20 protein-coding genes are annotated in these 22,081 nt (G+C 35.8%); 8 read left to right on the forward strand and 12 right to left on the reverse strand.

The features are described from left to right. Positions 1–121: 121 nt before the first annotated feature. Both KORDIASMS9_RS05455 and KORDIASMS9_RS05460 read right to left on the reverse strand, forming a co-directional pair. Entirely contained in the window at positions 122–646 is a 525-nt protein-coding gene (locus KORDIASMS9_RS05455) for a hypothetical protein (protein ID WP_114901870.1), read from the reverse strand. A gap of 86 nt (positions 647–732) precedes the next feature. After that, positions 733–1,668: an SPFH domain-containing protein gene (locus KORDIASMS9_RS05460; protein ID WP_114901871.1), complete on the reverse strand. Its 936-nt coding sequence runs from the start codon at positions 1,666–1,668 to the stop codon at positions 733–735. Between the two features lie 94 nt (positions 1,669–1,762). On the opposite strand from KORDIASMS9_RS05460, the gene KORDIASMS9_RS05465 reads away from it, so the two are divergent. Continuing rightward, on the forward strand, positions 1,763–2,413 hold the full coding sequence (locus tag KORDIASMS9_RS05465) for an outer membrane beta-barrel protein (RefSeq protein WP_114901872.1): 651 nt from the start codon (positions 1,763–1,765) through the stop codon (positions 2,411–2,413). 111 nt (positions 2,414–2,524) lie between these two features. On the opposite strand, the gene KORDIASMS9_RS05470 is transcribed toward KORDIASMS9_RS05465, so the two are convergent. The 4 genes from KORDIASMS9_RS05470 to KORDIASMS9_RS05485 form a co-directional block, all read right to left on the reverse strand. Then, entirely contained in the window at positions 2,525–2,980 is a 456-nt protein-coding gene (locus KORDIASMS9_RS05470) for an OmpA family protein (RefSeq protein ID WP_114901873.1), read from the reverse strand. A 1-nt stretch (position 2,981) separates the two neighbouring features. After that, on the reverse strand, positions 2,982–4,493 hold the full coding sequence (gene gltX / locus KORDIASMS9_RS05475; protein ID WP_114901874.1) for a glutamate--tRNA ligase: 1,512 nt from the start codon (positions 4,491–4,493) through the stop codon (positions 2,982–2,984). A gap of 121 nt (positions 4,494–4,614) precedes the next feature. After that, a complete protein-coding gene (locus KORDIASMS9_RS05480) occupies positions 4,615–5,664 on the reverse strand; it encodes an alkane 1-monooxygenase (RefSeq protein ID WP_114901875.1) in 1,050 nt (349 codons plus the stop codon). Between the two features lie 63 nt (positions 5,665–5,727). After that, positions 5,728–6,555 (reverse strand): transporter, encoded by an 828-nt coding sequence (locus KORDIASMS9_RS05485; RefSeq protein WP_114905157.1) that lies wholly within the window; start codon positions 6,553–6,555, stop codon positions 5,728–5,730. 80 nt (positions 6,556–6,635) lie between these two features. Here KORDIASMS9_RS05485 and KORDIASMS9_RS05490 point away from each other — a divergent pair, with 80 nt between their 5' ends. The 6 genes from KORDIASMS9_RS05490 to KORDIASMS9_RS05515 all read left to right on the forward strand — a co-directional run bounded on the left by KORDIASMS9_RS05490 (position 6,636) and on the right by KORDIASMS9_RS05515 (position 15,061). Further along, a complete protein-coding gene (locus KORDIASMS9_RS05490) occupies positions 6,636–10,091 on the forward strand; it encodes a DUF4175 family protein (RefSeq protein WP_371412755.1) in 3,456 nt (1,151 codons plus the stop codon). Then, positions 10,084–10,506 (forward strand): rRNA maturation RNase YbeY, encoded by a 423-nt coding sequence (gene ybeY / locus KORDIASMS9_RS05495; RefSeq protein WP_114901877.1) that lies wholly within the window; start codon positions 10,084–10,086, stop codon positions 10,504–10,506. The genes KORDIASMS9_RS05490 and ybeY overlap by 8 nt, the downstream gene beginning before the upstream one ends. 50 nt (positions 10,507–10,556) lie before the next feature. Beyond that, positions 10,557–12,428, forward strand: a complete 1,872-nt coding sequence (gene mnmG, locus KORDIASMS9_RS05500) for a tRNA uridine-5-carboxymethylaminomethyl(34) synthesis enzyme MnmG (RefSeq protein ID WP_114901878.1) — start codon at positions 10,557–10,559, stop codon at positions 12,426–12,428. An 18-nt stretch (positions 12,429–12,446) separates the two neighbouring features. After that, entirely contained in the window at positions 12,447–13,304 is an 858-nt protein-coding gene (locus KORDIASMS9_RS05505) for a GNAT family N-acetyltransferase (protein ID WP_162819772.1), read from the forward strand. Positions 13,305–13,392: 88 nt separating this feature from the next. Further along, positions 13,393–14,235, forward strand: coding sequence for a bifunctional 2-polyprenyl-6-hydroxyphenol methylase/3-demethylubiquinol 3-O-methyltransferase UbiG (locus tag KORDIASMS9_RS05510; RefSeq protein WP_114901880.1), 843 nt, complete (start codon positions 13,393–13,395; stop codon positions 14,233–14,235). Between the two features lie 301 nt (positions 14,236–14,536). Continuing rightward, positions 14,537–15,061 (forward strand): OmpH family outer membrane protein, encoded by a 525-nt coding sequence (locus KORDIASMS9_RS05515; protein ID WP_114901881.1) that lies wholly within the window; start codon positions 14,537–14,539, stop codon positions 15,059–15,061. A gap of 295 nt (positions 15,062–15,356) precedes the next feature. Here the strand turns inward: KORDIASMS9_RS05515 and KORDIASMS9_RS05520 are convergent, their stop codons facing one another. The 6 genes from KORDIASMS9_RS05520 to KORDIASMS9_RS23105 form a co-directional block, all read right to left on the reverse strand. Then, positions 15,357–16,103, reverse strand: a complete 747-nt coding sequence (locus tag KORDIASMS9_RS05520; RefSeq protein WP_114901882.1) for a LytTR family DNA-binding domain-containing protein — start codon at positions 16,101–16,103, stop codon at positions 15,357–15,359. Between the two features lie 2 nt (positions 16,104–16,105). Next, on the reverse strand, positions 16,106–16,921 hold the full coding sequence (locus KORDIASMS9_RS05525) for a sensor histidine kinase (RefSeq protein WP_114901883.1): 816 nt from the start codon (positions 16,919–16,921) through the stop codon (positions 16,106–16,108). Next, on the reverse strand, positions 16,897–17,526 hold the full coding sequence (locus tag KORDIASMS9_RS05530; protein WP_162819773.1) for a hypothetical protein: 630 nt from the start codon (positions 17,524–17,526) through the stop codon (positions 16,897–16,899). The genes KORDIASMS9_RS05525 and KORDIASMS9_RS05530 overlap by 25 nt, the downstream gene beginning before the upstream one ends. A 9-nt stretch (positions 17,527–17,535) precedes the next feature. Then, on the reverse strand, positions 17,536–17,955 hold the full coding sequence (locus tag KORDIASMS9_RS05535; protein ID WP_162819774.1) for a hypothetical protein: 420 nt from the start codon (positions 17,953–17,955) through the stop codon (positions 17,536–17,538). 186 nt (positions 17,956–18,141) lie between these two features. Continuing rightward, positions 18,142–19,377, reverse strand: a complete 1,236-nt coding sequence (locus tag KORDIASMS9_RS05540) for a hypothetical protein (RefSeq protein WP_114901886.1) — start codon at positions 19,375–19,377, stop codon at positions 18,142–18,144. 21 nt (positions 19,378–19,398) lie between these two features. Continuing rightward, positions 19,399–19,554 carry a hypothetical protein gene (locus KORDIASMS9_RS23105; protein WP_162819775.1) on the reverse strand — a complete coding sequence of 52 codons (156 nt, stop codon included), beginning with the start codon at positions 19,552–19,554 and terminating at the stop codon, positions 19,399–19,401. A 178-nt stretch (positions 19,555–19,732) separates the two neighbouring features. Between KORDIASMS9_RS23105 and KORDIASMS9_RS05545 the strand changes: the two genes are divergently transcribed. Then, complete coding sequence (locus KORDIASMS9_RS05545) at positions 19,733–22,078, forward strand: TonB-dependent receptor (RefSeq protein WP_240321141.1); 2,346 nt, start codon at positions 19,733–19,735, stop codon at positions 22,076–22,078. Positions 22,079–22,081 lie beyond the last annotated feature (3 nt).

The following is a 22,081-nucleotide window of genomic DNA, read 5'->3' on the forward strand; positions in this document are numbered from 1 at the left end:
TCAACTTTGAAAAGCCCATCGGGCATATTTAAAGTTGTAAGTTGAACGGATCTTATTAAATGAATTTTCAATTGTTATGAGATGCTGAATCAAGCTCAGAATGACGCCTTCAAACAAACTTTTACTCCTTAATATCTTTCATTTCCATTGTATTCTCCGGAATTTTCATAGCAGTTTTAAAATCTGGAAAATATGCAATAATAGCGCCTGAATCTTTCATTTCTTTCGCTTCTACAAACGTCCATCTTTTAGCAGTTTCATTATAAAAGCCTAGCATATAACTCGTAGAAACAATGCGCTTGTCTTTCATTTTCATGACATTGTAGTTTTCTACATAACAACGATGTTCGCCTTGTTCTTTTACCACATCAGATACTGATTTTGTTTCGGCAATTTCATATACAAAACCTTCGTCATTCATTTGTTTAAAAGTAGATTCTAAATATTTTTCCATGACTTCCGCTCCACCAGCCGCATTCAAAATATTGGGATGTGTATACGTAAGTAAGGTTTTAAAATCTTGTTTCAAAGTTGCATTACAAGCCGCTTGTGCGTCTCTCATAGCCGTTGCTTTGAGTGCTTTCATATCCTGTGAAAAAACCTGTGTAGCACAAAATACAAATAGGAGGAACGTGATTTTTTTCATAATAATACGTTGTTTGTTAAGGTTAAAGATACACATAAAAAAAAACCCGAAACGTTCAATTTCGGGTTTTTGAAAAGTACTACGAATTATAGCTCATCTTTTTTGTTATTTTTTGTCTTTTTCATCGCTTCACCAATTTGATTACTTGCCGTAAAACTAGCCACCATATCGTTTAACATATTGCTTCCTGCTTGTGGTGAGTTTGGTAGTAAAATCAAATTACTGTTGGTTTCCTGTCCAATAGCTTGTAGCGTATCGTAATGCTGTGTTACTACGATTAAGGCAGAAGCTTCCTGCGAATTGATACCTACTTTGTTCAATACTTCAACAGATTCTTCCAAACCGCGCGCAATTTCACGACGCTGATCGGCAATACCTTGTCCTTGCAAACGCTTGCTTTCTGCTTCTGCTTTTGCTTTTTCAACGATTAAAATACGTTGTGCATCACCTTCGTACTGCGCTGCTGTTTTTTCTCTATCAGCCGCATTAATTCGGTTCATGGCAGCTTTTACTTGCGCATCCGGATCAATATCGGTAACTAAGGTTTTAATGATGTCATATCCGTATTCCATCATGGCATCGTTCAATTCTGCTTTTACGGCAATGGCAATGTCATCTTTCTTTACAAAGACATCATCCAATTTCATTTTTGGCACTTCGGCACGTACAACGTCAAAAACATACGAGGTAATTTGATCGTGCGGATAATCCAACTTATAAAAAGCGTCGTACACTTTGTCTCTAATCACTTTGTATTGAACAGAAACTTTTAAACGCACAAAAACGTCGTCTAAAGTTTTGGTTTCAATAATAACGTCTAATTGCTGAATTTTTAAACTTAATTTTCCTGCAATTCTATCCATCAGCGGAATTTTTAACTGTAATCCTGACTGACGAATGCTTTGAAAACGACCAAAACGCTCAATAATAGCAGCGGTTTGTTGTTTTACAATAAAAAAGGTTCCTAATAGGATAATAATGGCAAGTACTCCTGCAACAACATAGTATGGGCTTATTGGCATAATCTGTAATGTTTAAAATGTTAGTATATAAAAATAATCGTTTTTGCGTAAAAAAAGATACATTTGCGAACTTTAAAATTTTAAGTTTCCCCAAATGCAAAAACCTACGTACTTTACATTAGTAGCAATTACACTACTTTTTGTTACAAATTCGTTCGCTCAAGGTCGCTATGACAACTATAATCGCTTAGGAATATCCGCCGGAATTCATCAATTTGACATTCGTACCAACGATTTAGTCACTACAAAATCAACGGGTTTTCAAGCAGGTTTATCCACGCGCGGAACGGTTGCTCGACATTTTGACATGATCTATTTTTTACATCTTAATTTTCACGAATTCAATGTTATGGGAAGGCAAACGTTGCTCTCTGAAAATGTGGAAATTCCCTTTAACCTGTTGGCTGCCAAAGTAGGAGTGTTGGGAAGTTATAAAATCATCGAGAAACATTTGAGTGTAGAATTTGGTCCAGCCTTACAACTTTCAGATAAATTTGAAATTGATAGCGAGTTTGAAGACTTTATTTTACAAGGATACGACACATTTACCGCAAAAGAAGCACGCCAAACATCGCAATTCAATTTGATGGGCGTTATTGGAGTTTCGGCAGGATTTCAATCGTTTAAAATCTCTTTGCAATACGAATATGGATTTTCCAACGTTTTAAGTAAACTCACAGTTGACAATAACAAACTCAAAGGAAACATAGAACAGTTGAGTGTTTTAGCCACCTTCTATTTGTAAGTAACACGAAAAAAGAGCGCCGATAAACGCTCTTTTTTTAATTTTATATTTTCTCAAAACAGTATTTAAAAAACGTCATGCTGAACTTGATTCAGTATCACACATTATATATTAGTTTTCAATAACTATAATTTCAATTCTTCGATTCTGTTGTCTTCCATTTTTAGTTTTGTTTGATGCTAAAGGTCTAGTTTCTCCGTAACCTTTGGCAACCAATTTTGAAGCTTCACAACCTTGCTGAATTAAAAGTTTTTTAATTTTCTCCGCTCTTTTTTGTGATAATGCGAAGTTTAAATCTTTGTCTCCAACCGAATCCGTATGACCAGAAATTTCAACAGTATATTCATCAGAAATCTTTTTGATGATTTTACTAATGGCTAAAATTTCTGAGGTATAATTTTCAATCAGTTCATCGGTACCACTTTTGAAAATTAATTTTTCTGTATGTACTGTAAAAGGACCAAAATCATCCGAAATTATTTCTAGAGTATTTCCCGTTACGACTACATTTTGATTCGTTTTACACGAAATGAAAAAAATAAAAATGATGAATAGAACTTTTTTCATTCTACAACATCTCAATCACCTTCTCAATACGCTTAATGGTTTCTTGTTTTCCAATCATAAACATAATGGTAAACAAATCAGGTCCGCTCAATGCGCCTGCCAACGCAAAACGCAATGGTTGCATTACTTTTCCAAAACCAATTTCGTTGCTGGTAATCCAACCTTTGATGTTGGTTTGCAAACTTTCTACGGTATAATCGTCGGTAGATTCGATAATTGCTATCAATTTCTTTAAAATGTCTTCGGTGCCTTCTTTTAAAGATTTTTTACGTGCTTTTTCGTTGTATTCGGTTGGTGCTACAAAGAAAAAGTGACTTGCATCCCACAATTCTTTGACAAAAGAAACACGTTCTTTCATTTGTGCCACGACCATTTCTATGTAATTGATATCAATATCTTTCAATTCTTCACGTTCTTTTTGAAACGCAACTGCCAAACTTTCGTTAGATTTCAACTGCATGTATTGCTGGTTGAACCACTTCATTTTGTCAATATCAAAACGTGCACCTGCTTTGTTGATGCGTTCCAAATCAAACTCCTCAATAAGATCGTTCAAGCTAAAGATTTCCTGTTCCGTTCCTGGATTCCATCCTAAAAAAGCTAAGAAATTGATCAATGCATCTTCAAAGTATCCATCTTCACGAAAACCATCAAATGTTTCCTCCGTTTTTGGATCATTCCACTCTAGTGGAAACACAGGAAAGCCAAATTTGGCGCCATCGCGTTTTCCTAATTTTCCTTTTCCTGTAGGTTTTAAAATCAATGGTAAATGTGCAAAAACAGGTGCTTCCCATTCAAACGAACGATATAATAAATAGTGCAATGCTAACGAAGGCAACCATTCTTCTCCACGAATTACGTGTGTAATTTCCATTAAATGATCGTCTACAATATTTGCCAAGTGATAGGTTGGCATTCCGTCGCTTTTGTACAATATTTTATCATCTAAAATGTTGGTATCAATTTCTACATCACCACGAACAATGTCTTTTAAATGTAAGATTTCATCTTGTGGCGATTTGTAACGAATTACATACGGTTCGTCAGCAGCTAATTTTGCCTGTACTTCTTCCGCCGAAAGCGATAAAGAATTCGTCAATTTTAAACGATTGTGCCAGTTATAAATAAAGGTTTTTCCTTTGGTTTCATGCTCTTTTCTGTGTCCATCTAATGCTTCAGAAGTGTCAAACGCGTAATACGCATGTCCTTTTTCAATCAATTGATCCGCGTATTGTTTGTACAAATGCTTGCGCTCACTTTGTCGGTACGGACCAAATCCGCCATCTTTTCCAACACCTTCATCAAACGGAATTCCACACCATTCTAAAGCTTCTACGATATATGCTTCTGCACCTTCTACAAATCGGCTTTGATCAGTGTCTTCAATACGCAACACAAAATCTCCACCATGTTTTTTAGCGAATAAATAATTAAATAAGGCAGTTCTAACGCCTCCAATATGTAGCGGTCCTGTGGGACTTGGTGCAAAACGAACACGAACTTTTTTAGTCATAGATTTTAAGTAAAATGGTTATAAAGTACAAAGGTACTAGGAAAAGTGAAACCCTCAAAGTTTTCGTTTGGAGGGTTTTGATTTATTGATAGCTTGCACAAGGAAGTTTGCTTGTTTACTTTTATTTGGCAATAGCAACCATTTCAGCAGGAATACGCTTGTTCATTACTTTGAACCATAACGGTGGAATGAGTGCCATGACCAAAGACGTTGGATAGCCAAAAGGCATTTGCGGACTTTTCTCATGACAGTCTAAGAGTTGGTATTTTTTGGAAGCTTTGTAATGGTGATCGCTGTGTCGTGTGAGTTCATACAGTACAATACGCCCAATAACGTGATTGGAATTCCAAGAGTGGATTTCGCGCACACGTTCGTAACGCCCAGAAGCTAATTTTTTTCGGAGCAATCCGTAATGTTCTATGTAATTGATGGTTTCTAAGAGTAAAAAACTTACCACTGCGCTTGCCACTGCAAACATAAACGCCAAACTTCCTAAGAAAAAGAAAATACTCGCCAAGAAGCCTATCTGCAGCAGCGTAAACCACAACATGTTATTTTTAAATGAAAAGAATGAAAAATTTCCACGTTTGCGTAAGTTTTGTTGAATTTTCCAGGCGTTGATATATTGTCGCACTGTTGAGGTAATCCAAAACGAATATACCACTTGATTGTAGCGTGCCGTTGCCGGATCTTCTTTCGTAGCGGCGTGCAAATGATGTCCAAAATTGTGCTCTACAAAGAAGTGCATGTACATCGAAGGCAAGAGTAATATTTTTGCCATAATTTGTTCATACTGCGTTTTTCGGTGACCCAATTCATGCGCCACATTGATACCATTAGAACCTAAAACGATTCCTGTAGAAAAAATCAATCCGATGAATTCGTAGGTTGCATACATTCCTGTAGAAACATTGTAAAGTGTAATGATTAATAATCCAAAAACGACCGGAATATTCAAATACAGCAACCAATCAAAAACAGGATTTATAGACTTTTCTTCGACTTCTGCTTCCGATAAATTTTCTGTGTTTTGTGAAAAAATCAATTCCATCAACGGAATCACTCCAAAAGCATATATTGGCGTTAAAAATGTATAATATCCTTTTAAATACAGCGCAATTGCAGCAACTAATGGTGTAGAAAATGCTGCTAAATATTTTAAGTCCCTCATAAATCAAATGCTAAATTCAAAAGCATTTAAAAATAGTACTTTTTTTTGAAATGAAGTTTTGAATTAAAGTCGCTTATACAAACCAATACTTAATGCCGCTTGTTTTGGAACATTATTTCCAGAAAATGCGCCGCCAAAGGTTAAAATTCCACCGAAAGATTCGTTAATTTCTCCAATAGCTTTCAAGCCAAATGCACCATATTCTTGATTATTTACATACAAAGCAGTGCCTATATTACGGAACGGTAAATTTACATCACCATCGTTAAAAGAGCTGACAATATCTACAAAACCAATCAGCCAAATTTTTGAATGTACTTTGGTGCCAATTTCGCCACCAATTTTAAAATTATTGCTATAATCGTTGGTTCTCAAATCAATTCCTGTAAAAGCTTGCACATAAAACTTGTCAAAACTTCGACCAAAATTTACAGTAGGCGTGAAGGTCCAAGCGTCAAATCCTGTTCGAATTCCCGAAGACGCTTCAAACGATCCTGTATTGGCTTCTACATTTAACTGTCCAGAAATAATCCACTTTTTATTATAAAATTGATGTCTCAAACCCACCGAAACATTTCCAAAAGCAGTTTTTGAATCTTCAGTAATAAAAGAACTTCCATTGACGACATCGCCTGTGCTAATTAATTTGATAGGAAGATTTACAAGCAACGTTGTTTTGTTCGATATTCCATATTCTCCATACAATTGTAGTGTATTGTCGGTAATTTCGCGCTCAGTTTGATAATTAGGATCGCCAAAAACTTCGTCATAATTTGAAATCGTAGTAAACGAAAGTTGTGTATAAAATGTTCCTTTTTCTTGCGTCCAAGGACTCTGTGCGAACAAAATTTGGGCAGATAAAATGGTGATAATTGTATATAAATTTTTCATAATTGGCATGTTTATGAATGCTTAGTAGTAAGTTTTTTAAAAATCTTACAGAATGTTTAACAAGTTCTACATACTATTAATTGGCTAAATATGTTATTTTTATCAGTTATATGATGAATGCTTACGAACACATACAAAAGAAACTAAGTCAGTTTGTGACGAAATATTACACAAACGAACTTATCAAAGGAACGATTTTATTTTTTAGCATCGGACTTTTATATTTTATCATTACCTTATTGGTGGAACATTTTCTATGGCTTTCCACAGGCGCACGAACGGCGTTATTTTGGATTTTTATCGTGGTAGAGGTATCGCTTTTCGCGAAGTTTATTGTGCTACCATTGACAAAGTTGTTTAAGCTACAGAAAGGTATTAGTTTCAAAGATGCATCTACGATTATCGGGAATCATTTCCCAGAAGTGAACGACAAACTATTGAACGTCTTGCAATTGTCTGAAACGTCACAGGAATCTGAATTGCTATTGGCAAGCATCGAACAAAAATCAGAAGAACTACAACCGATTCCATTTCAAGTAGCGATTAATTTTAAGAAGAATATCAAATACGCAAAGTATGCTATTTTGCCTTTGGCAATTGTACTTTTTGTGTGGATTTCTGGGAACAGTTCGTTATTTAGCAAAAGCTACGAACGTGTTGTCAATTACCAAACGGCATACGAACCGCCAGCGCCTTTTCAGTTTTTAGTGGTGAATGATAGTTTACAAGCTATTGAAAATCAATCGTACAAATTGCAAGTACAAACCTTGGGTGATATCATTCCAGAAGAAGTACAAATACAATTGGGAGACGAAACCTATTTTCTGCAAAACAAAGGTATCGGAACATTCGAATATACGTTTTCGCAACCAAAAGAAGCAACAACCTTCACGCTAACGGCAAACGAAGTTACTTCCAAACCATATACATTAAACGTGGTAAAAGTTCCTTCATTAGTTAACTTTCAAATGGTGTTGGATTATCCTGCGTATACCAAACGAAAAGATGAAGTATTAAAAAGCACAGGAAATGCAACGATTCCTGAGGGGACAAAAGTAACTTGGGAAGCAAAGGCAAAACAAACCGAAAAATTGGAGTTAATTTCCAAAGACAGTACGTATGTATTTGGAAGAGCAGGAGATACCTTTGAATTGGAACGAAAAATATATCAAAATATTGATTATCAGATAAGTACAAGCAATTCAGCGCTTCAAAACTATGAAAATTTAGGTTTTGGTTTGAATGTCATTAAAGATGCGTATCCGAAACTCGATTTGCAATCAAAACGCGATTCTATTGACGGAAGAACAATGTACTTTTTAGGGCAAGTTTCAGATGATTACGGATTGAAGCGTTTGCGATTGGTGTACTATCCAGCAGAAAATGCTAAGGACAAAACGTCGGATAACATTCCAATCAGTTCGTCAAATATTGACCAATTTCAATACACATTTCCAGGAAATTTAGAATTGACAAAAGGCGTCAATTATGAATTCTATTTTGAGTTGACAGATAACGACGGAATTCGTGGAGGAAAGAATGTAAAAAGTGAAATCTTCAACTATCGAAAACTCACCGATACGGAGTTGCAAACAAAACAGTTGCAACAGCAAAACGAAACGATCAAAGATTTAGACAAATCTCTAGAAAAGCTTCAAAAGCAACAAGACGAGCTCAAAAAGATCACTCAAAATCAAAAAGAAAAAAGTGAGCTGAATTTCAACGATCGTAAAAAGCTGGAAAAATTCTTGCAGCGACAAGATCAAAGCGATCAAATGATGAAGAAATTCTCAGAACAATTAGAGCAAAACTTAGAAGATTTTCAAAAGGAAGAAACGCAAGATGACGAAGACAAAGAGTTGTTGAAAGAACGTTTGGAACGTCAGCAAAAAGAATTGGAGAAGAATGAAAAGTTGATGGAAGAGCTGAAAAAATTAGCCGATAAAATCAGCGAAGAAGAATTGCAAGAAAAACTCGAAGAACTCGGAAAACAACAACAAAATAATAAAAAGAATCTGGAGCAAATTCTGGAATTGACAAAGCGTTATTATGTAACCAAAAAAGCAGAAAAGATTCAAAAAGAACTCCAAGAATTAGCGAAAGAGCAAGAAGAATTGTCTAAAAAATCAGGTGACGAAAATACCAAAGAAAAGCAAGATGATCTGAATAAGAAATTTGACGATTTGCAAAAGCAGATGGACGAATTGGACAAAGAAAACAACAAGCTCAAAAAACCGCTAGACTTAGAACGAAGCAAAGACGATGAAGAAGACATCAAAGAAGAACAGGAAGGCGCTTCTGAAGATTTAGAAAAAAGTGAAGAGTCGGAAAGTGAACAACAAAAAGGAGACAAGCAAAAAAGTGCGAAATCAAAGCAGAAAAAAGCGGCTCAAAAAATGCAGCGCATGAGCAAAAGTATGCAAACGTCTATGCAAATGAGCGGGCAACAAAGTATCCAAGAAGATGCCGAAATGCTGCGTCAAATTCTAGATAATTTACTTTTATTCTCTTTCGATGAAGAAACGTTAATGAAAGGTTTTGAATTAATTGACAATTCAAATGCGGGATATGCTTCTAAATTGAAACGTCAAAAAGAACTGCGAAAAATGTTTGAACATGTGGACGATAGTTTATTTGCATTGTCGTTACGTCAGCCAACCATTTCTGAAAAAATTAATGGTGAAATCACAGAGATTTACTATAATATTGACAAATCTTTAGAACAATTAGCGGAGAATAATGTCTACAGAGGTGTTGCTTCTCAACAATACGCGTTGACGTCTACAAACAAGTTAGCTGACTTCCTTAGTGGCGCTTTAGACAACATGAATCAAAGCATGGGAAAAGGTCAAGGTCAAGGAAATCAAGGCATGGGACAGAGTGGACAAAACCAAGGTCAAGGAAAAGGATTTCAATTGCCTGATATCATTCAATCGCAAGAAGACATCAACAAACAGATGAAAGATGGCATGAAGCAAGAAGGTCAAGGAAAAGATGGCAAAGATGGCAAAGAAGGTGGCAAGGAAAAAGGTGACAAAGGCAAAGGAAACAAAGATGGAGAAGATGGTGAAAACGGTCAAAATGGTGGTGGATCGGGTAGTGGAAGTGAAGACCAATCAGGAAAACTATACGACATTTTTAAGCAACAACAACAGTTGCGCAATCAATTAGAACAGCAATTAAAAGATAAATACGGAGACAAAATTGAAGATCCACAAGCGCGCGAATTGCTCAAACAAATGGAGCAAGTAGAAACGGAATTGTTAGAAAGAGGCTTCAATGATGAAACCATGAAAAAGATGATTGAATTGAAATATCAGCTTCAAAAACTAGACAAAGCTGCCTTTGAACAAGAGAAAGAAACCAAGCGAGAATCTACTTCAAATCGCAAAGATTTCAACAATACTACCAATGAAAAAATGCCCGATGTGCGACAGTATTTCAATCAAATTGAGATATTAAACAGACAAGTATTACCTTTGCGGAATAATTACAAAAAGAAAGTACAAGAGTATTTCAAAAAGAAGGATGATTAGTTTTCATTACGAAACGGATTTTGAGCTTTCAACTGAAGCGAAAATAGAACAATGGATTAGCAATGTAATCGCGTCTGAAGACAAACGAGAAGGTGACATCAATTACATATTTTGTGATGATGCGTATCTGCATAAATTGAATGTAGAATTTCTAAATCACGATACGTTAACGGACATTATTAGCTTTGACAATTCTGTTGGAAGTGAGTTGCACGGTGACATATTTATATCTGTAGAACGTGTTGCTGACAATGCCAAAGATTTCAAGGTTTTGTTTGAAGAAGAATTGCGTCGCGTGATGGTTCATGGAGTATTGCACTATTGTGGATACAAAGACAAAACAGACGCCGATCAAGAAAAAATGACCGAAAAAGAAAACGAAAAACTTCAAATGTTCCACGTGGAACACTCATAAATAACTTGTACATAATTGCTAAAGTAAAACAGAATTTCAATCGTTAGGATATGTTTAATACGGAATATGATGTGATTGTTGTAGGCGCAGGACACGCAGGCTCAGAAGCTGCTGCTGCTGCTGCAAACATGGGAAGCAAAACCTTGTTGGTGACGATGAACTTGCAAAACATAGCGCAGATGTCTTGTAATCCCGCTATGGGCGGAATTGCCAAAGGACAAATTGTGCGCGAAATTGATGCGCTTGGAGGTTATAGCGGAATTGTTACGGACAATTCGGCTATTCAATTTAAAATGCTGAACAAGTCCAAAGGACCAGCAATGTGGTCGCCAAGAGCACAAAGCGATCGCATGCGTTTTGCCGAAGAATGGCGTTTGATGTTAGAGCAAACCAATAACCTAGATTTCTATCAAGAAATGGTGCGTGGTTTGATCATTGAAGGAGGAAAAATAAAAGGCGTAAAAACCTCTTTAGGACTAGAAATAAGATCCAAAACAGTTGTCTTAACCAATGGAACATTTCTCAACGGATTGATTCATATTGGTGATAAAAATTTTGGTGGCGGAAGAGCAGGAGAGAGAGCCGCAACTGGAATTACAGAAGAATTGGTAGCACTTGGTTTTGAATCAGGACGAATGAAAACTGGAACACCGCCACGAGTAGATGGAAGATCGTTAGATTATTCAAAAATGATCATTCAGCCAGGTGATGAAGTTCCAGATAAATTCTCGTATTTAAAAGCAACCAAACCATTAGAAACGCAACGTGACTGTCACATGACGTACACATCTCCAGAAGTACATGATTTACTGCGAGAAGGTTTTGATAGATCGCCCATGTTTAATGGAAGAATTAAGTCGATTGGACCACGTTATTGTCCTTCGATTGAAGATAAAATTAATCGTTTTGCTGATAAAGATCGTCATCAATTATTTGTAGAACCTGAAGGCTGGAATACAGTTGAAGTATATGTAAACGGTTTCTCAACGTCGCTTCCAGAAGATGTACAATACAACGCATTAAAATCAGTCGTAGGTTTTGAAAACGTAAAGTTTTTTAGACCTGGATATGCCATTGAATACGATTACTTTCCACCAACACAATTGAAGCATACACTAGAAACCAAACTTGTAGAAGGTTTGTTTTTTGCGGGACAAATTAATGGAACAACAGGTTATGAAGAAGCGGCTTCGCAAGGAATCATGGCAGGAATAAATGCAGCACTTCAAGTGCAGGAAAAGGAAGAATTTATTCTAAAAAGAAACGAAGCATACATCGGAGTTTTAATTGATGATTTGATCACAAAAGGAACGGAAGAGCCGTATAGAATGTTTACGTCTCGCGCTGAATATAGAACGTTGTTGCGTCAAGATAATGCAGATTTTCGTTTAACACCTGTCGGACACAAATTAGGTTTGGCAAGTGAAGAACGTTTGCGAGCGATGGAAACCAAGAAAACAAATTCGGATGCATTTATTCAATTCTTTAAAGACACCAGTGTAAAACCTGAGGAAATCAATCCTGTATTGGAAGCTAAGAATTCATCGAAAGTGAAACAACAGGATAAGATGTTTAAAATATTTGCGCGTCCAAATATTAGTATGGACGACATGCGAAATGTGGCTGCCGTGGAAGAGTTTATTCAAGAACATGCGCTTGGAAAAGATGTATTAGAACAGACGGAAGTTCAAGTCAAATATGCGGGTTATATCAACAAGGAAAAAAGCAACGCAGACAAGTTGAACAACTTAGAACGTGTAAAAATTCCATCAGATTTTGTGTATGATGGCTTGACGAATTTGTCGATGGAGGCACGACAAAAGCTATCTAAAATTCGTCCTGTAAACTTATCGCAGGCTTCACGAATTAGTGGAGTTTCTCCAAGTGATATCAGTGTGATGTTGGTGTATTTGAACAGATAAAAACTTAGATTGTTCCACGTGGAACATTTTCTTATGGAAGTAAAATCACTAGAACATACGCCAATACAAACCATTTTAGAAACGTTGAATTATGCATTTTCGGATTACTTAATTCCCATCAATTTTACCGAAGCGTATGTCAATGAACGTTGGACAGCTTCTGGCGTAGATTACCGTTTGTCGTTTGGTGTATTTGATCAAGGAAAGTTAGTCGGTTTCATTATTCATGCGATTAATAAGTATGATGGAATTAAAGTTGCGTACAATGCTTCTACAGGAATCATTCCGACACATCGAAGAAAAGGTTTGTTGACACAGTTGTATGCAAAGGCGATTTCTGCACTACAGGAAAACGGAATTCAAAAAAGCACGCTGGAATGTATTACTAAAAATGAACGTGCTATTTTGGCGTATCAAAAAGTAGGTTTCAAAATTGATCGACAGTATCATTTATATACCTTCGATTGGAAGAAAACTGAAATTAAATCTGAGTTTGAAATTAAAACGAACGATAACTTTTCTTTTGACGATTTCAAAGAATTACAAAACTATATTCCTTCTATTGAAAATCAAGATCATTTTTTAGAAAAGTATAAAAGTAGTTTGCATGCGATTTCTGTTTTTGACGAAAGTAAAATTGTTGCGTATTTACTCTTTCATAAAACGTCCAAAAGAATTCATCGTTTAGGAGCAAAGGGTAACAATTGGAAAACATACGGAAGTATTTTGTTTACAGGATTACCAACAGGAAATTATAATATCATAAATGTAGCTACAGAAAATAAAAACATACACAGTTTTTTTAAAACAATGAAGTTTGATAATTATATTGATCAATATGATATGAGTTATGATTTCGACTTCGTTCAATCATAAGATTCTGAAAACTGATAAAACAGGTATATTAAAAAATTAATAATGTTCCACGTGGAACAATTTAATAAAAATTTAGAAGCAACTAAAAATGGAGAACATTACAGTAAAAGATCATTCTGTTTCTGGTGAAGATTTTCAATTGGTTTTTGATGAAGTTTTAGAAATGTACAAAACCGAACCACAACCAAGCTTGGAAACCTTGTCTTCCTATTACGAAAGCGAAGATTATATTTCACATACGGATGCCAAGCGTAATTTGTTCGAAAAAATATATCATTGGGTTCGTTCATACATGCTTTCTAAAAAAATGATCATTGTAGAAAAGTACACCAAAAGTAATACTAAAAAAGTATTAGACATTGGTTGTGGCACAGGCGACTTTTTAGCAATGTCTCAAAAATACAAATGGGAAATTGCAGGCGTTGAACCTGACGCACAAGCTAGAAAAATTGCCGCACAAAAAACCGAAACAGAAATTCACACGAACGATTGGCTTTCACAAATTCCCGATCATAGTTTTGATGCAATTACAATGTGGCATGTGTTGGAACATGTTCCAAACTTGGACGAACAAATTGCAACACTAAAAAGAATCATTAAACCTAACGGAAGTCTTTTTATAGCAGTTCCAAATTTTAAAAGTCACGATGCACATCATTACAAAGAATTTTGGGCAGCGTTTGATGTGCCACGACACTTGTGGCATTTCTCACAAAAATCTATCAAATTACTTTTTGCAAAAGAAAACATGAAAGTAGTAAAAATCTTACCAATGAAATTTGATGCGTATTATGTGAGTTTACTTTCTGAAAAACACAAAACAGGTAACATGAATCCGATCAAAGGATTTTACAGAGGATTTGTGTCAAACTTCAAAGCCATATCATCTTCCGAGTATTCTTCGCTCATTTACGTCATAAAAAACAAGTAACAACACATTTTAAGCTGTTTTAAGACTATTATTTAGCAAAACACATACAAACTGCTGTCGATTTTTTAAAACGATCTTAAAAACGGGTATAAAAAGGTGAATTTTAATAAATGATACTTATAATATGATTTAAAACCATAAATTATTCTTATGTCATCGTTTTTCGTTAAAAATCATGCAACCATCACAATTTGTTATGTAAACTTTATTTCTATTTTTGCGGAACGAAAATGACATAAAACAAAAAAACTTGGTTTGCTCATTTTTCAAAAAACCTTGAAACTAATAAAAAACGATACAAATGAAAAAAGGAATTGTTTTAGTACTTGCCGTGTTGGCATTCTATGCTTGTGAAAAACCTGCAAAAATTGGATTTGTAGACAATTCAACGCTCATCAATGATTACGAAGAGAAAAAAGAGTTGGAAGCGCTGATGAAAGTAAAGATTGAAAATTTTGAAAAGCGAAACGACAGTATTGGACGTTCTTTTCAGATGGAAGTTCAAGATGCACAAATTAAAGCTGCAAAAATGTCTCAAAAGAAGCAAGAAGAATTGATGGGACAATTGCAAAACAAACAAACCATGTTGCAACGCCAATTTCAAATGGATGAAAACGCTATCAAACAGGAGAGTCAAACCAAAAATGATTCGATTATCAATAAAATAAAGCGTTTTATTGAGAAGTATGGTGAAAAAAACGGCTACGACTTTATCATGGGAAAAAATGAATTCACTGGGAATTTATACTATGGAAAGGAAACATACGATTTAACGAAGACGATGCTGGAAGAGTTGAATAAGCAATACGCAGCAGAAAAGAAATAATAAAAATAACGCACACAAGATGTACTAAAAAGGCTTTCGAAAGAAGGTCTTTTTTGGTTTTGAATAGAAGTTTAGACTGCGTTGCTTTTAGATCATTAGAATTGAGTATTGAGAGTTTTGAAACGTCATAGCGAACAAAGTGAAGCTGTCTGTTACTTTAGAAACAGATTGCCACGTTGTAAACTCCTTGTATGCTGAGTGAGTTGAAGTAAGCAAGGACGTTTCAAACAAATTGACAAATACACACTACACACTCCGATTCCTAAGTCAGCGTGAGTTCCAACTCGTGCTAAAATCAAACCTTCCGAATCATTTCCAAAAAATCCGCTCGCTTATTTCGTGAAACAGGCAACTTATGATTGTCTTGTAATACCACATATCCTTCGTTTAAATACTTTAAAATATAATTGATATTGATCAAGTGCGATTTGTGAATGAGGTAAAAATCTTGATGTTGTAGCAATTTAAAAAAGTGTCCAATACTGTACGAACTCACAATGGGTTTGCTGTGTAGAAAATAAATTTTAGTATACCCATCGGTTCCTTGACAGTGAATAATGTCTTCAATCTTTACAAACTCCAACCCTTCTTGAGAAGGAATCACAATTTTCTTTTGTTGAAAGGACTGAATGCCCAAATTTTCAATCAACTGTGTGTTTTTTTGCAACGCCGTTTTATCGGCAATATTCTGCGTGGCAACAGAAACGGCTTGTATTAAATCGTGGCTATCAATTGGTTTTACAATATAGCCAATAGCACAATGTTTAATAGCTTCAATGCCGTAATTATCAAAAGCGGTTACAAAAATAACTTCAAAACTAGGCTGTGCAATTGCTTGTAATACTTCAAAACCATTCATACCTGGCATGGCAATGTCTAGAAACACCAATTGTGGTTTCAAATTGGTAATCAATTCCACAGCTTCTTCAGAATCTTGGGTTTCGCCAATAATCTGTACGTTGGGACACAAGCGTTCGAGTTTATTCTTTAAAATCGCTAAGGATTTAAATTCGTCGTCAATCAAAATAGCAGTTACAGTCATAATTAATTTGGTAATTTAAAAATTAGGGTGACAATCGTTCCTTGTTGATCACTAATATCAGAACGATCTTTCATGGTATATTCCACGTGCCAATTATCAATTTGCTCTAGCAATTTTAGACGTTCGTCCAATACTTGAGAAGAATGTGATTGTTGGTTTTTAATCGTATTTTTAGCTAATTTTTTAGAATTTTTAATACCGATGCCATCATCTTTCACCACTACACAAAAACGATCTTCAGAAAGTTGTGAAAATGTAATTGTGACTTTTCCAGGAGATTTCTTATGAAAAACACCATGATTTACGGCATTTTCTACAATAGGTTGCAACACCATGGATGGAATAAACGCTTCTGTATCAACTGTTTCGTCACAGATAATTTCATAAGATAATTTCTCTTCAAAACGAAGTTTTTCTAAAGCTAAATAATTGGAAATCAATTCAATTTCTTCTTCAATGGTAATGAGTTGCTTGCGGGAATACTCAAAAAACTGACGCACTAACTTTGAAAAACGTGTCAAATAATTCTCTGAAAGTTCAATATTATTCAGTTGAATGTAATACTGAATCGCGTTCAATGAATTATGCACAAAATGTGGATTCATCTGTGATCGCAAGGCATTCAATTCAAGTTCAACCATTTTCTTCTCGTAACTATTGATAGACATTGTTTTTTCTGTGAGAATTTTATTTTTACGCGTATTAAACACATAAAACAGGAACACAACTCCTACGGCAATCAGCAAAAAAGCGCCAGATAGCAAAAAAAATATTTCTTCTGAAAACGCGTCCTTTATTTTTTCTTCTTCTCCAAACATAAAAAGCTTTTAAAAATGCAACCATATAAAACGGCATTCAATACTGTGATGACAATCGCATAAAAATTTCCACCATAATCTAGGTAACTGTGAAATATCAACAACGGAATCAATCCGATATAAAAAGAAAACAATCCTGTGACAATCCAGAATTTTTGTGAGGAAGCAAACGAAGTAATCGTATTGGTGTTGAGCAATTCTACAAAATAGCTAATGGTCAACGTTAAAATGCAAAAAGCACCTGCAATGATTGGATTTAGATATAAATAATAAAATAGATCTTTATCGAAAAGATCATACACAAAAAACACTAAAAAAATACTTAATAAAAGCGGAATTAAAAATTTGCGCTTACGTATGATTTTGTGAAACCAGAAGAAGTAAAACAAAAAAGATACTAAAGTGAAAATATTGTATACAATATCATTCAAACCATCTGCAAAATAACCATAACATAGTCCTACAATTTCATGTATCACTACATAAATTAAGAACCACAAAAAATAACGCTCTGTTGTTTTTTTATACGCTTGCCAATACCAAATAGCCGCTGTCAAAGCCGCTATTTGGAAGCATAAAAAGAAGCTGTTTACTAATAGATTCATCGTTGTCAATTAGTGTATTACATTATGTACAGGACATTCCAAAGGAGAGTCGTAATTTTTTGGCGGTCTGCGCGAGCCTCCATAATTTAAAGCAGGGATTTCGTATATATTTTCATAGTCATTTACATCATCGGTAGCACCTTTTCGAGTGGCTACAAAAAATACGGTGGTATAATAGATGCCTGGTTCATCATTGATAGATTTCATATCACCTTTAACCTTATCTTCTTTTTGGTTATAATCTTCTATGTATTTTGCACCTATGTATACGCGAAACCCTAATTCTTCTTCATTTACATTTTCTTCTCTAGCTTTTCCTCTTAGAAAAGCCAAGGCATCTACCATTTGTTTGTTTGTAAATGAAATCTCTCGATTGTCATATTCGGGATTCTGATCAAAACCTTTATTTATGACATAATTCTCCTCCATAGTTTGGGCGTCTATAGTGCATAGTGCTGTTTTTGGTAACACTGTAAGATTCACTTTATCATCATCGCAGCAACTGCTTATCATCAAAAGTAAGAATAAAATTGTTAAATATTTTGTATTTATTTTCATAATCGTAGTATTGTGTTCCGCCTGCGCAAACAAGCGGAACGTTTTTTAAACTGTTAATTAACTCTTTATTACGGTAATAGGAAAGCGTGTTTTTCCTGTATTATCCTGATTAATTTCTATCTGATCAATGCAATAGTCTACCAAAATCTCATAGTCTTGTGGTGTTGCATTTTCAGTTAGTAAGTGTAGTTCTTGGCTTGCACAAGTACATCCGCATAAATCTCCAAAATGTATCAAACGACTTGGAATCAACTGAATGGTATTATTTACTTGTGAAACAATCGTTGCGTTTTCTTTTCCTAGCGTACGGATAGGCGTATGTACGTTAGTACTTTGTGATACAACTGCATTGCCATTACCTACAACTGTTCCGCTTTGTCCTTTAGGAACAATGCTAATATTTGTAATTGTCAATCCTCTAAAGCGTAAATTTCCATACGGATTGCACGCTGTGATATACACGACTTCTTGATCGCGACTCTCCAGTTGATCTCTTTTTCCATCGCCCCAATGCAAGTAGAAGCAAGGCTCTAACGTTGGCAAATCGAGCATAGAACAGGTTTCTTCAGAATACGGCGTTTTACATCTACGCGAATTGTTTTCTTTTCCTTTAATCAAGAACGATTTACCAAGTGCTTGCTCTTTCAAAACTTTTTGTTCTTCACCAATAGCTGCTGCACAAACGGAGCAATGACAATCATCTACACATTCGCAATCGTGGGTACAGTCGTGACATTCTTTTGCAAACAATTCGCTAATTGGGAATCTGAAAATCAAAAACTCATCATGATTAAATCCTTGAAAGGGCGCGCCTGCCGATGAATCTTTTCCAGAGTCGTACCAAATAAAATGTGCCGATTTGTCAATTTTTGGATAGGCTCTAAAAGGTCTATTTCCGTTGGAAACTCCTTTTGTTACTGCTTTCCATTTTTTGCAATGTGCCTTTTTCAATTCGGTATTCACCAATTGTGCAGAAGGTCGTGTTTGTGGTGTGCTAAAATTAATTCCTGTTGGAAACACTTCCCATTTTGCATGTGTTCCAGAAAAAACGGTATTTGCTCCGTGCAATTCTGCTAGCAAACCATTTAATCCGCCATTATCACTCCAACACACAAAATATATAAATTGATCACAGCTTGCTTTGGCTTCAAACTGTACAGCGTCTAATGTACTGCTGTCTGCTATTTTGTTTGTCAATTCTTTACAATTACCAATATATACATCGGCATAATTATCACAGGAATAAATTCCTTTTATCAACCGTGTCTGCTGACAATTTTCTTTATTTTTCATAAATATATATTTTAAAATTTCCTACTCTATTTCTAAAAAAGGCTTTTCGGTTTCCGCCTTTTGAGGTGGTTTCATTACGTAATTGATGAGCACAAAGATGAACGTGTCATTGCCAATTGCATAGAGTAGTTTTATAAAACGTGGAGTTGATTCGATGATCGGTTGGCTTGATTTCATAATACTGTATTAAAAAACCTACAAAAATTAGCTATGCCGCTACGAGAACGTTAATTTTGTGTAAAAACAATAGTAGCGACGTAACTTTTCACCAACTGAATCGTTTCTTTGAATGACAAACCACCAAATTTAATTCTAACTACCTATGAAAAACAGCTTCGTCTGTCTCTGTTTCCTTATGTCTACATTTCTCTTTGCACAAGAAAAATTCAGCGTAAGCGGAACCATCAAAGACCAAAAAAACGGTGAAACACTCTTTGGAGCCACCGTCTATCTCAAAGGAACCACAAATGGAACCGTCACTAACGAATATGGTTTTTATTCCATAACAGCATCTGAAGGAACATATACCTTGGTGGTTTCGTTTTTAGGCTATGAAAATGTCACCAAAGAAATTACGCTCAATGCAGATCAAACGCTCAATTTTGAAATCGCAGAAGCATCCACTTCGTTAGATACGGTGGTCATAGAAGCGGAAGAATCAGAACGTGTCAGCATTCGAAAACCGCAAATGAGTGTCTCCAAACTCAACGCGGCAACCATCAAACAAATGCCCGTGGTTTTGGGAGAAGTAGACGTCATCAAATCCATTCAGTTGTTGCCAGGAGTGACCAATAGTGGAGAAGGAACTGCCGGATTCAACGTGCGTGGTGGTGCAGCCGATCAAAACTTAGTCTTGCTCGATGAAGCCATCATTTACAATACCTCACACTTTTTTGGGTTTTTCTCGGTGTTTAATGCAGATGCGATCAAAGATATCAAACTGTACAAAGGAGACATTCCCGCGAAATTTGGCGGACGAATTTCTTCGGTGTTAGACGTACGTCAGAAAGATGGAAACAGTAAAAATTTAGAAGTAAATGGCGGTGTCGGAATCATTTCGAGCCGTTTGGCGGTTGAAGGTCCGATGTTTAACAAAAAAGGATCTTTTTTAGTAGCGGGAAGAAGCTCGTATGCACATCTATTCATGCCATTAATTGAAGAAATTGCCGATGATAAAATTTCGTTCTACGATTTGAATTTGAAAACCAATTACGAAATCAACGAAAACAACCGAATCTATCTATCTGGATACTTTGGAAGAGACATTTTTGACATTTCACAATTCATCAAAAACCGCTATGGAAATTCGTCAGCAAACTTACGTTGGAATCATGTATTCAATGAAAAACTCTTCTCAAACCTATCACTAATCTATAGCAAATACGATTATGAAGTCATTCTCGATTTCATCAAACTCGATTGGGTTTCCGACATTACAAACTTCAACCTAAAATACGATTTACGTTACTACGCCAACAACAAATTAAAACTCGATTTTGGAGTTAGCGGAATTACCTATGATTTCAATCCTGGAGAAGTGCGTCCGTCAGAACCAGGTTCGTCCATCAACTTTCGAAAACTAGATCAAAAAAGAGCTTTTGAAGGCGCCGCATACATCAGCGCAGAACACGAATTGACAGACAAATTAACCGCACAATATGGAATGCGTTTTAGTGTATTCAGTCGTTTGGGCGGACAAGCCATTTCAAACTACGCCAACAATCAACCAGTCGTGTATAATGAAGAAATTGGTATTTACGAAGAAGGCGAGGAAATCAGTACTACGGAGTATTCAAAAAGTGAAAGTATTAAAACCTTTGCCAATGTTGAACCGCGTTTAGGACTGTCTTATCAATTAAATGACAATTCTTCTGTAAAGGCAAGTTACACACGCTCGGTGCAATACGTACACTTACTTTCCAACACGATTTCGGTAACGCCGTTAGATGTTTGGACACCAAGTGGCGAATACATTGATCCGCAAAAATCCAATCAATATGCCGTTGGATATTACCGAAATTTCAAAGACAAAAAATATTCGCTCGAAGTGGAAGCGTATTACAAAAACGTTGACAACCGCATTGATTATATCGACGGTTCCGATTTGATCGGAAATAACACTATTGAAACAGAAATCTTAAATGGAGAAGCACGCGCGTATGGTTTGGAGCTTTTATTCCGAAAAGACAAAGGAAAATTCAAAGGTTGGTTTGCCTATACACTTTCCAAGTCGGAGCAACGTGCGTTGGGCGGAAATGCGGGCGGACCAGGAATTAACCGCGGAGATTGGTACAATACACCTTTCGACAGAACGCATGATATTTCCATCACGGGAAGTTATGATTTCAATGAAAAATGGCGATTCAGCGCTAACTTTGCTTACCAAACTGGTCGTCCCGTAACCTTTCCAAACGGACAATACGAGTATGAAGGGTTGTCCATTGCCAGTTTCGATCAGCGAAATGCCAATCGTTTGCCAGATTACCATCGCTTAGACCTTTCTGCAACTTTTACACCAACTAAAAATAAAAACAGGCGTTGGCAAAGCGAATGGGTTTTTGGGTTGTATAACGCTTACGCGAGAAGAAACGCTGCTTCGGTATCATTCACGCAAGATTTTAACACAGGAATTAACGAAGCACGTAGACTTTCTATTTTCGGAAGTGTCATTCCATCTATTACGTACAATTTTAAATTTTAAGAT

Source organism: Kordia sp. SMS9 (assembly GCF_003352465.1).
Classification (GTDB): Bacteria; Bacteroidota; Bacteroidia; order Flavobacteriales; family Flavobacteriaceae; genus Kordia.

What these genes read in the sequence shown, in the direction of transcription:
- KORDIASMS9_RS05470 (WP_114901873.1), bottom strand. Translation starts at nt 2,980, where the DNA reads ATGAAAAAAGTTCTATTCATCATTTTTATTTTTTTCATTTCGTGTAAA.
- KORDIASMS9_RS05460 (WP_114901871.1), bottom strand. Translation starts at nt 1,668, where the DNA reads ATGCCAATAAGCCCATACTATGTTGTTGCAGGAGTACTTGCCATTATT.
- ybeY (WP_114901877.1), top strand. Translation starts at nt 10,084, where the DNA reads ATGATTAGTTTTCATTACGAAACGGATTTTGAGCTTTCAACTGAAGCG.
- KORDIASMS9_RS05545 (WP_240321141.1), top strand. Translation starts at nt 19,733, where the DNA reads ATGTCTACATTTCTCTTTGCACAAGAAAAATTCAGCGTAAGCGGAACC.
- KORDIASMS9_RS05520 (WP_114901882.1), bottom strand. Translation starts at nt 16,103, where the DNA reads ATGACTGTAACTGCTATTTTGATTGACGACGAATTTAAATCCTTAGCG.
- gltX (WP_114901874.1), bottom strand. Translation starts at nt 4,493, where the DNA reads ATGACTAAAAAAGTTCGTGTTCGTTTTGCACCAAGTCCCACAGGACCG.
- KORDIASMS9_RS05535 (WP_162819774.1), bottom strand. Translation starts at nt 17,955, where the DNA reads ATGGAGGAGAATTATGTCATAAATAAAGGTTTTGATCAGAATCCCGAA.
- KORDIASMS9_RS05455 (WP_114901870.1), bottom strand. Translation starts at nt 646, where the DNA reads ATGAAAAAAATCACGTTCCTCCTATTTGTATTTTGTGCTACACAGGTT.
- KORDIASMS9_RS05525 (WP_114901883.1), bottom strand. Translation starts at nt 16,921, where the DNA reads ATGTTTGGAGAAGAAGAAAAAATAAAGGACGCGTTTTCAGAAGAAATA.
- KORDIASMS9_RS05540 (WP_114901886.1), bottom strand. Translation starts at nt 19,377, where the DNA reads ATGAAAAATAAAGAAAATTGTCAGCAGACACGGTTGATAAAAGGAATT.
- KORDIASMS9_RS05465 (WP_114901872.1), top strand. Translation starts at nt 1,763, where the DNA reads ATGCAAAAACCTACGTACTTTACATTAGTAGCAATTACACTACTTTTT.
- mnmG (WP_114901878.1), top strand. Translation starts at nt 10,557, where the DNA reads ATGTTTAATACGGAATATGATGTGATTGTTGTAGGCGCAGGACACGCA.
- KORDIASMS9_RS23105 (WP_162819775.1), bottom strand. Translation starts at nt 19,554, where the DNA reads ATGAAATCAAGCCAACCGATCATCGAATCAACTCCACGTTTTATAAAA.
- KORDIASMS9_RS05510 (WP_114901880.1), top strand. Translation starts at nt 13,393, where the DNA reads ATGGAGAACATTACAGTAAAAGATCATTCTGTTTCTGGTGAAGATTTT.
- KORDIASMS9_RS05480 (WP_114901875.1), bottom strand. Translation starts at nt 5,664, where the DNA reads ATGAGGGACTTAAAATATTTAGCAGCATTTTCTACACCATTAGTTGCT.
- KORDIASMS9_RS05530 (WP_162819773.1), bottom strand. Translation starts at nt 17,526, where the DNA reads ATGAATCTATTAGTAAACAGCTTCTTTTTATGCTTCCAAATAGCGGCT.
- KORDIASMS9_RS05485 (WP_114905157.1), bottom strand. Translation starts at nt 6,555, where the DNA reads ATGAAAAATTTATATACAATTATCACCATTTTATCTGCCCAAATTTTG.
- KORDIASMS9_RS05515 (WP_114901881.1), top strand. Translation starts at nt 14,537, where the DNA reads ATGAAAAAAGGAATTGTTTTAGTACTTGCCGTGTTGGCATTCTATGCT.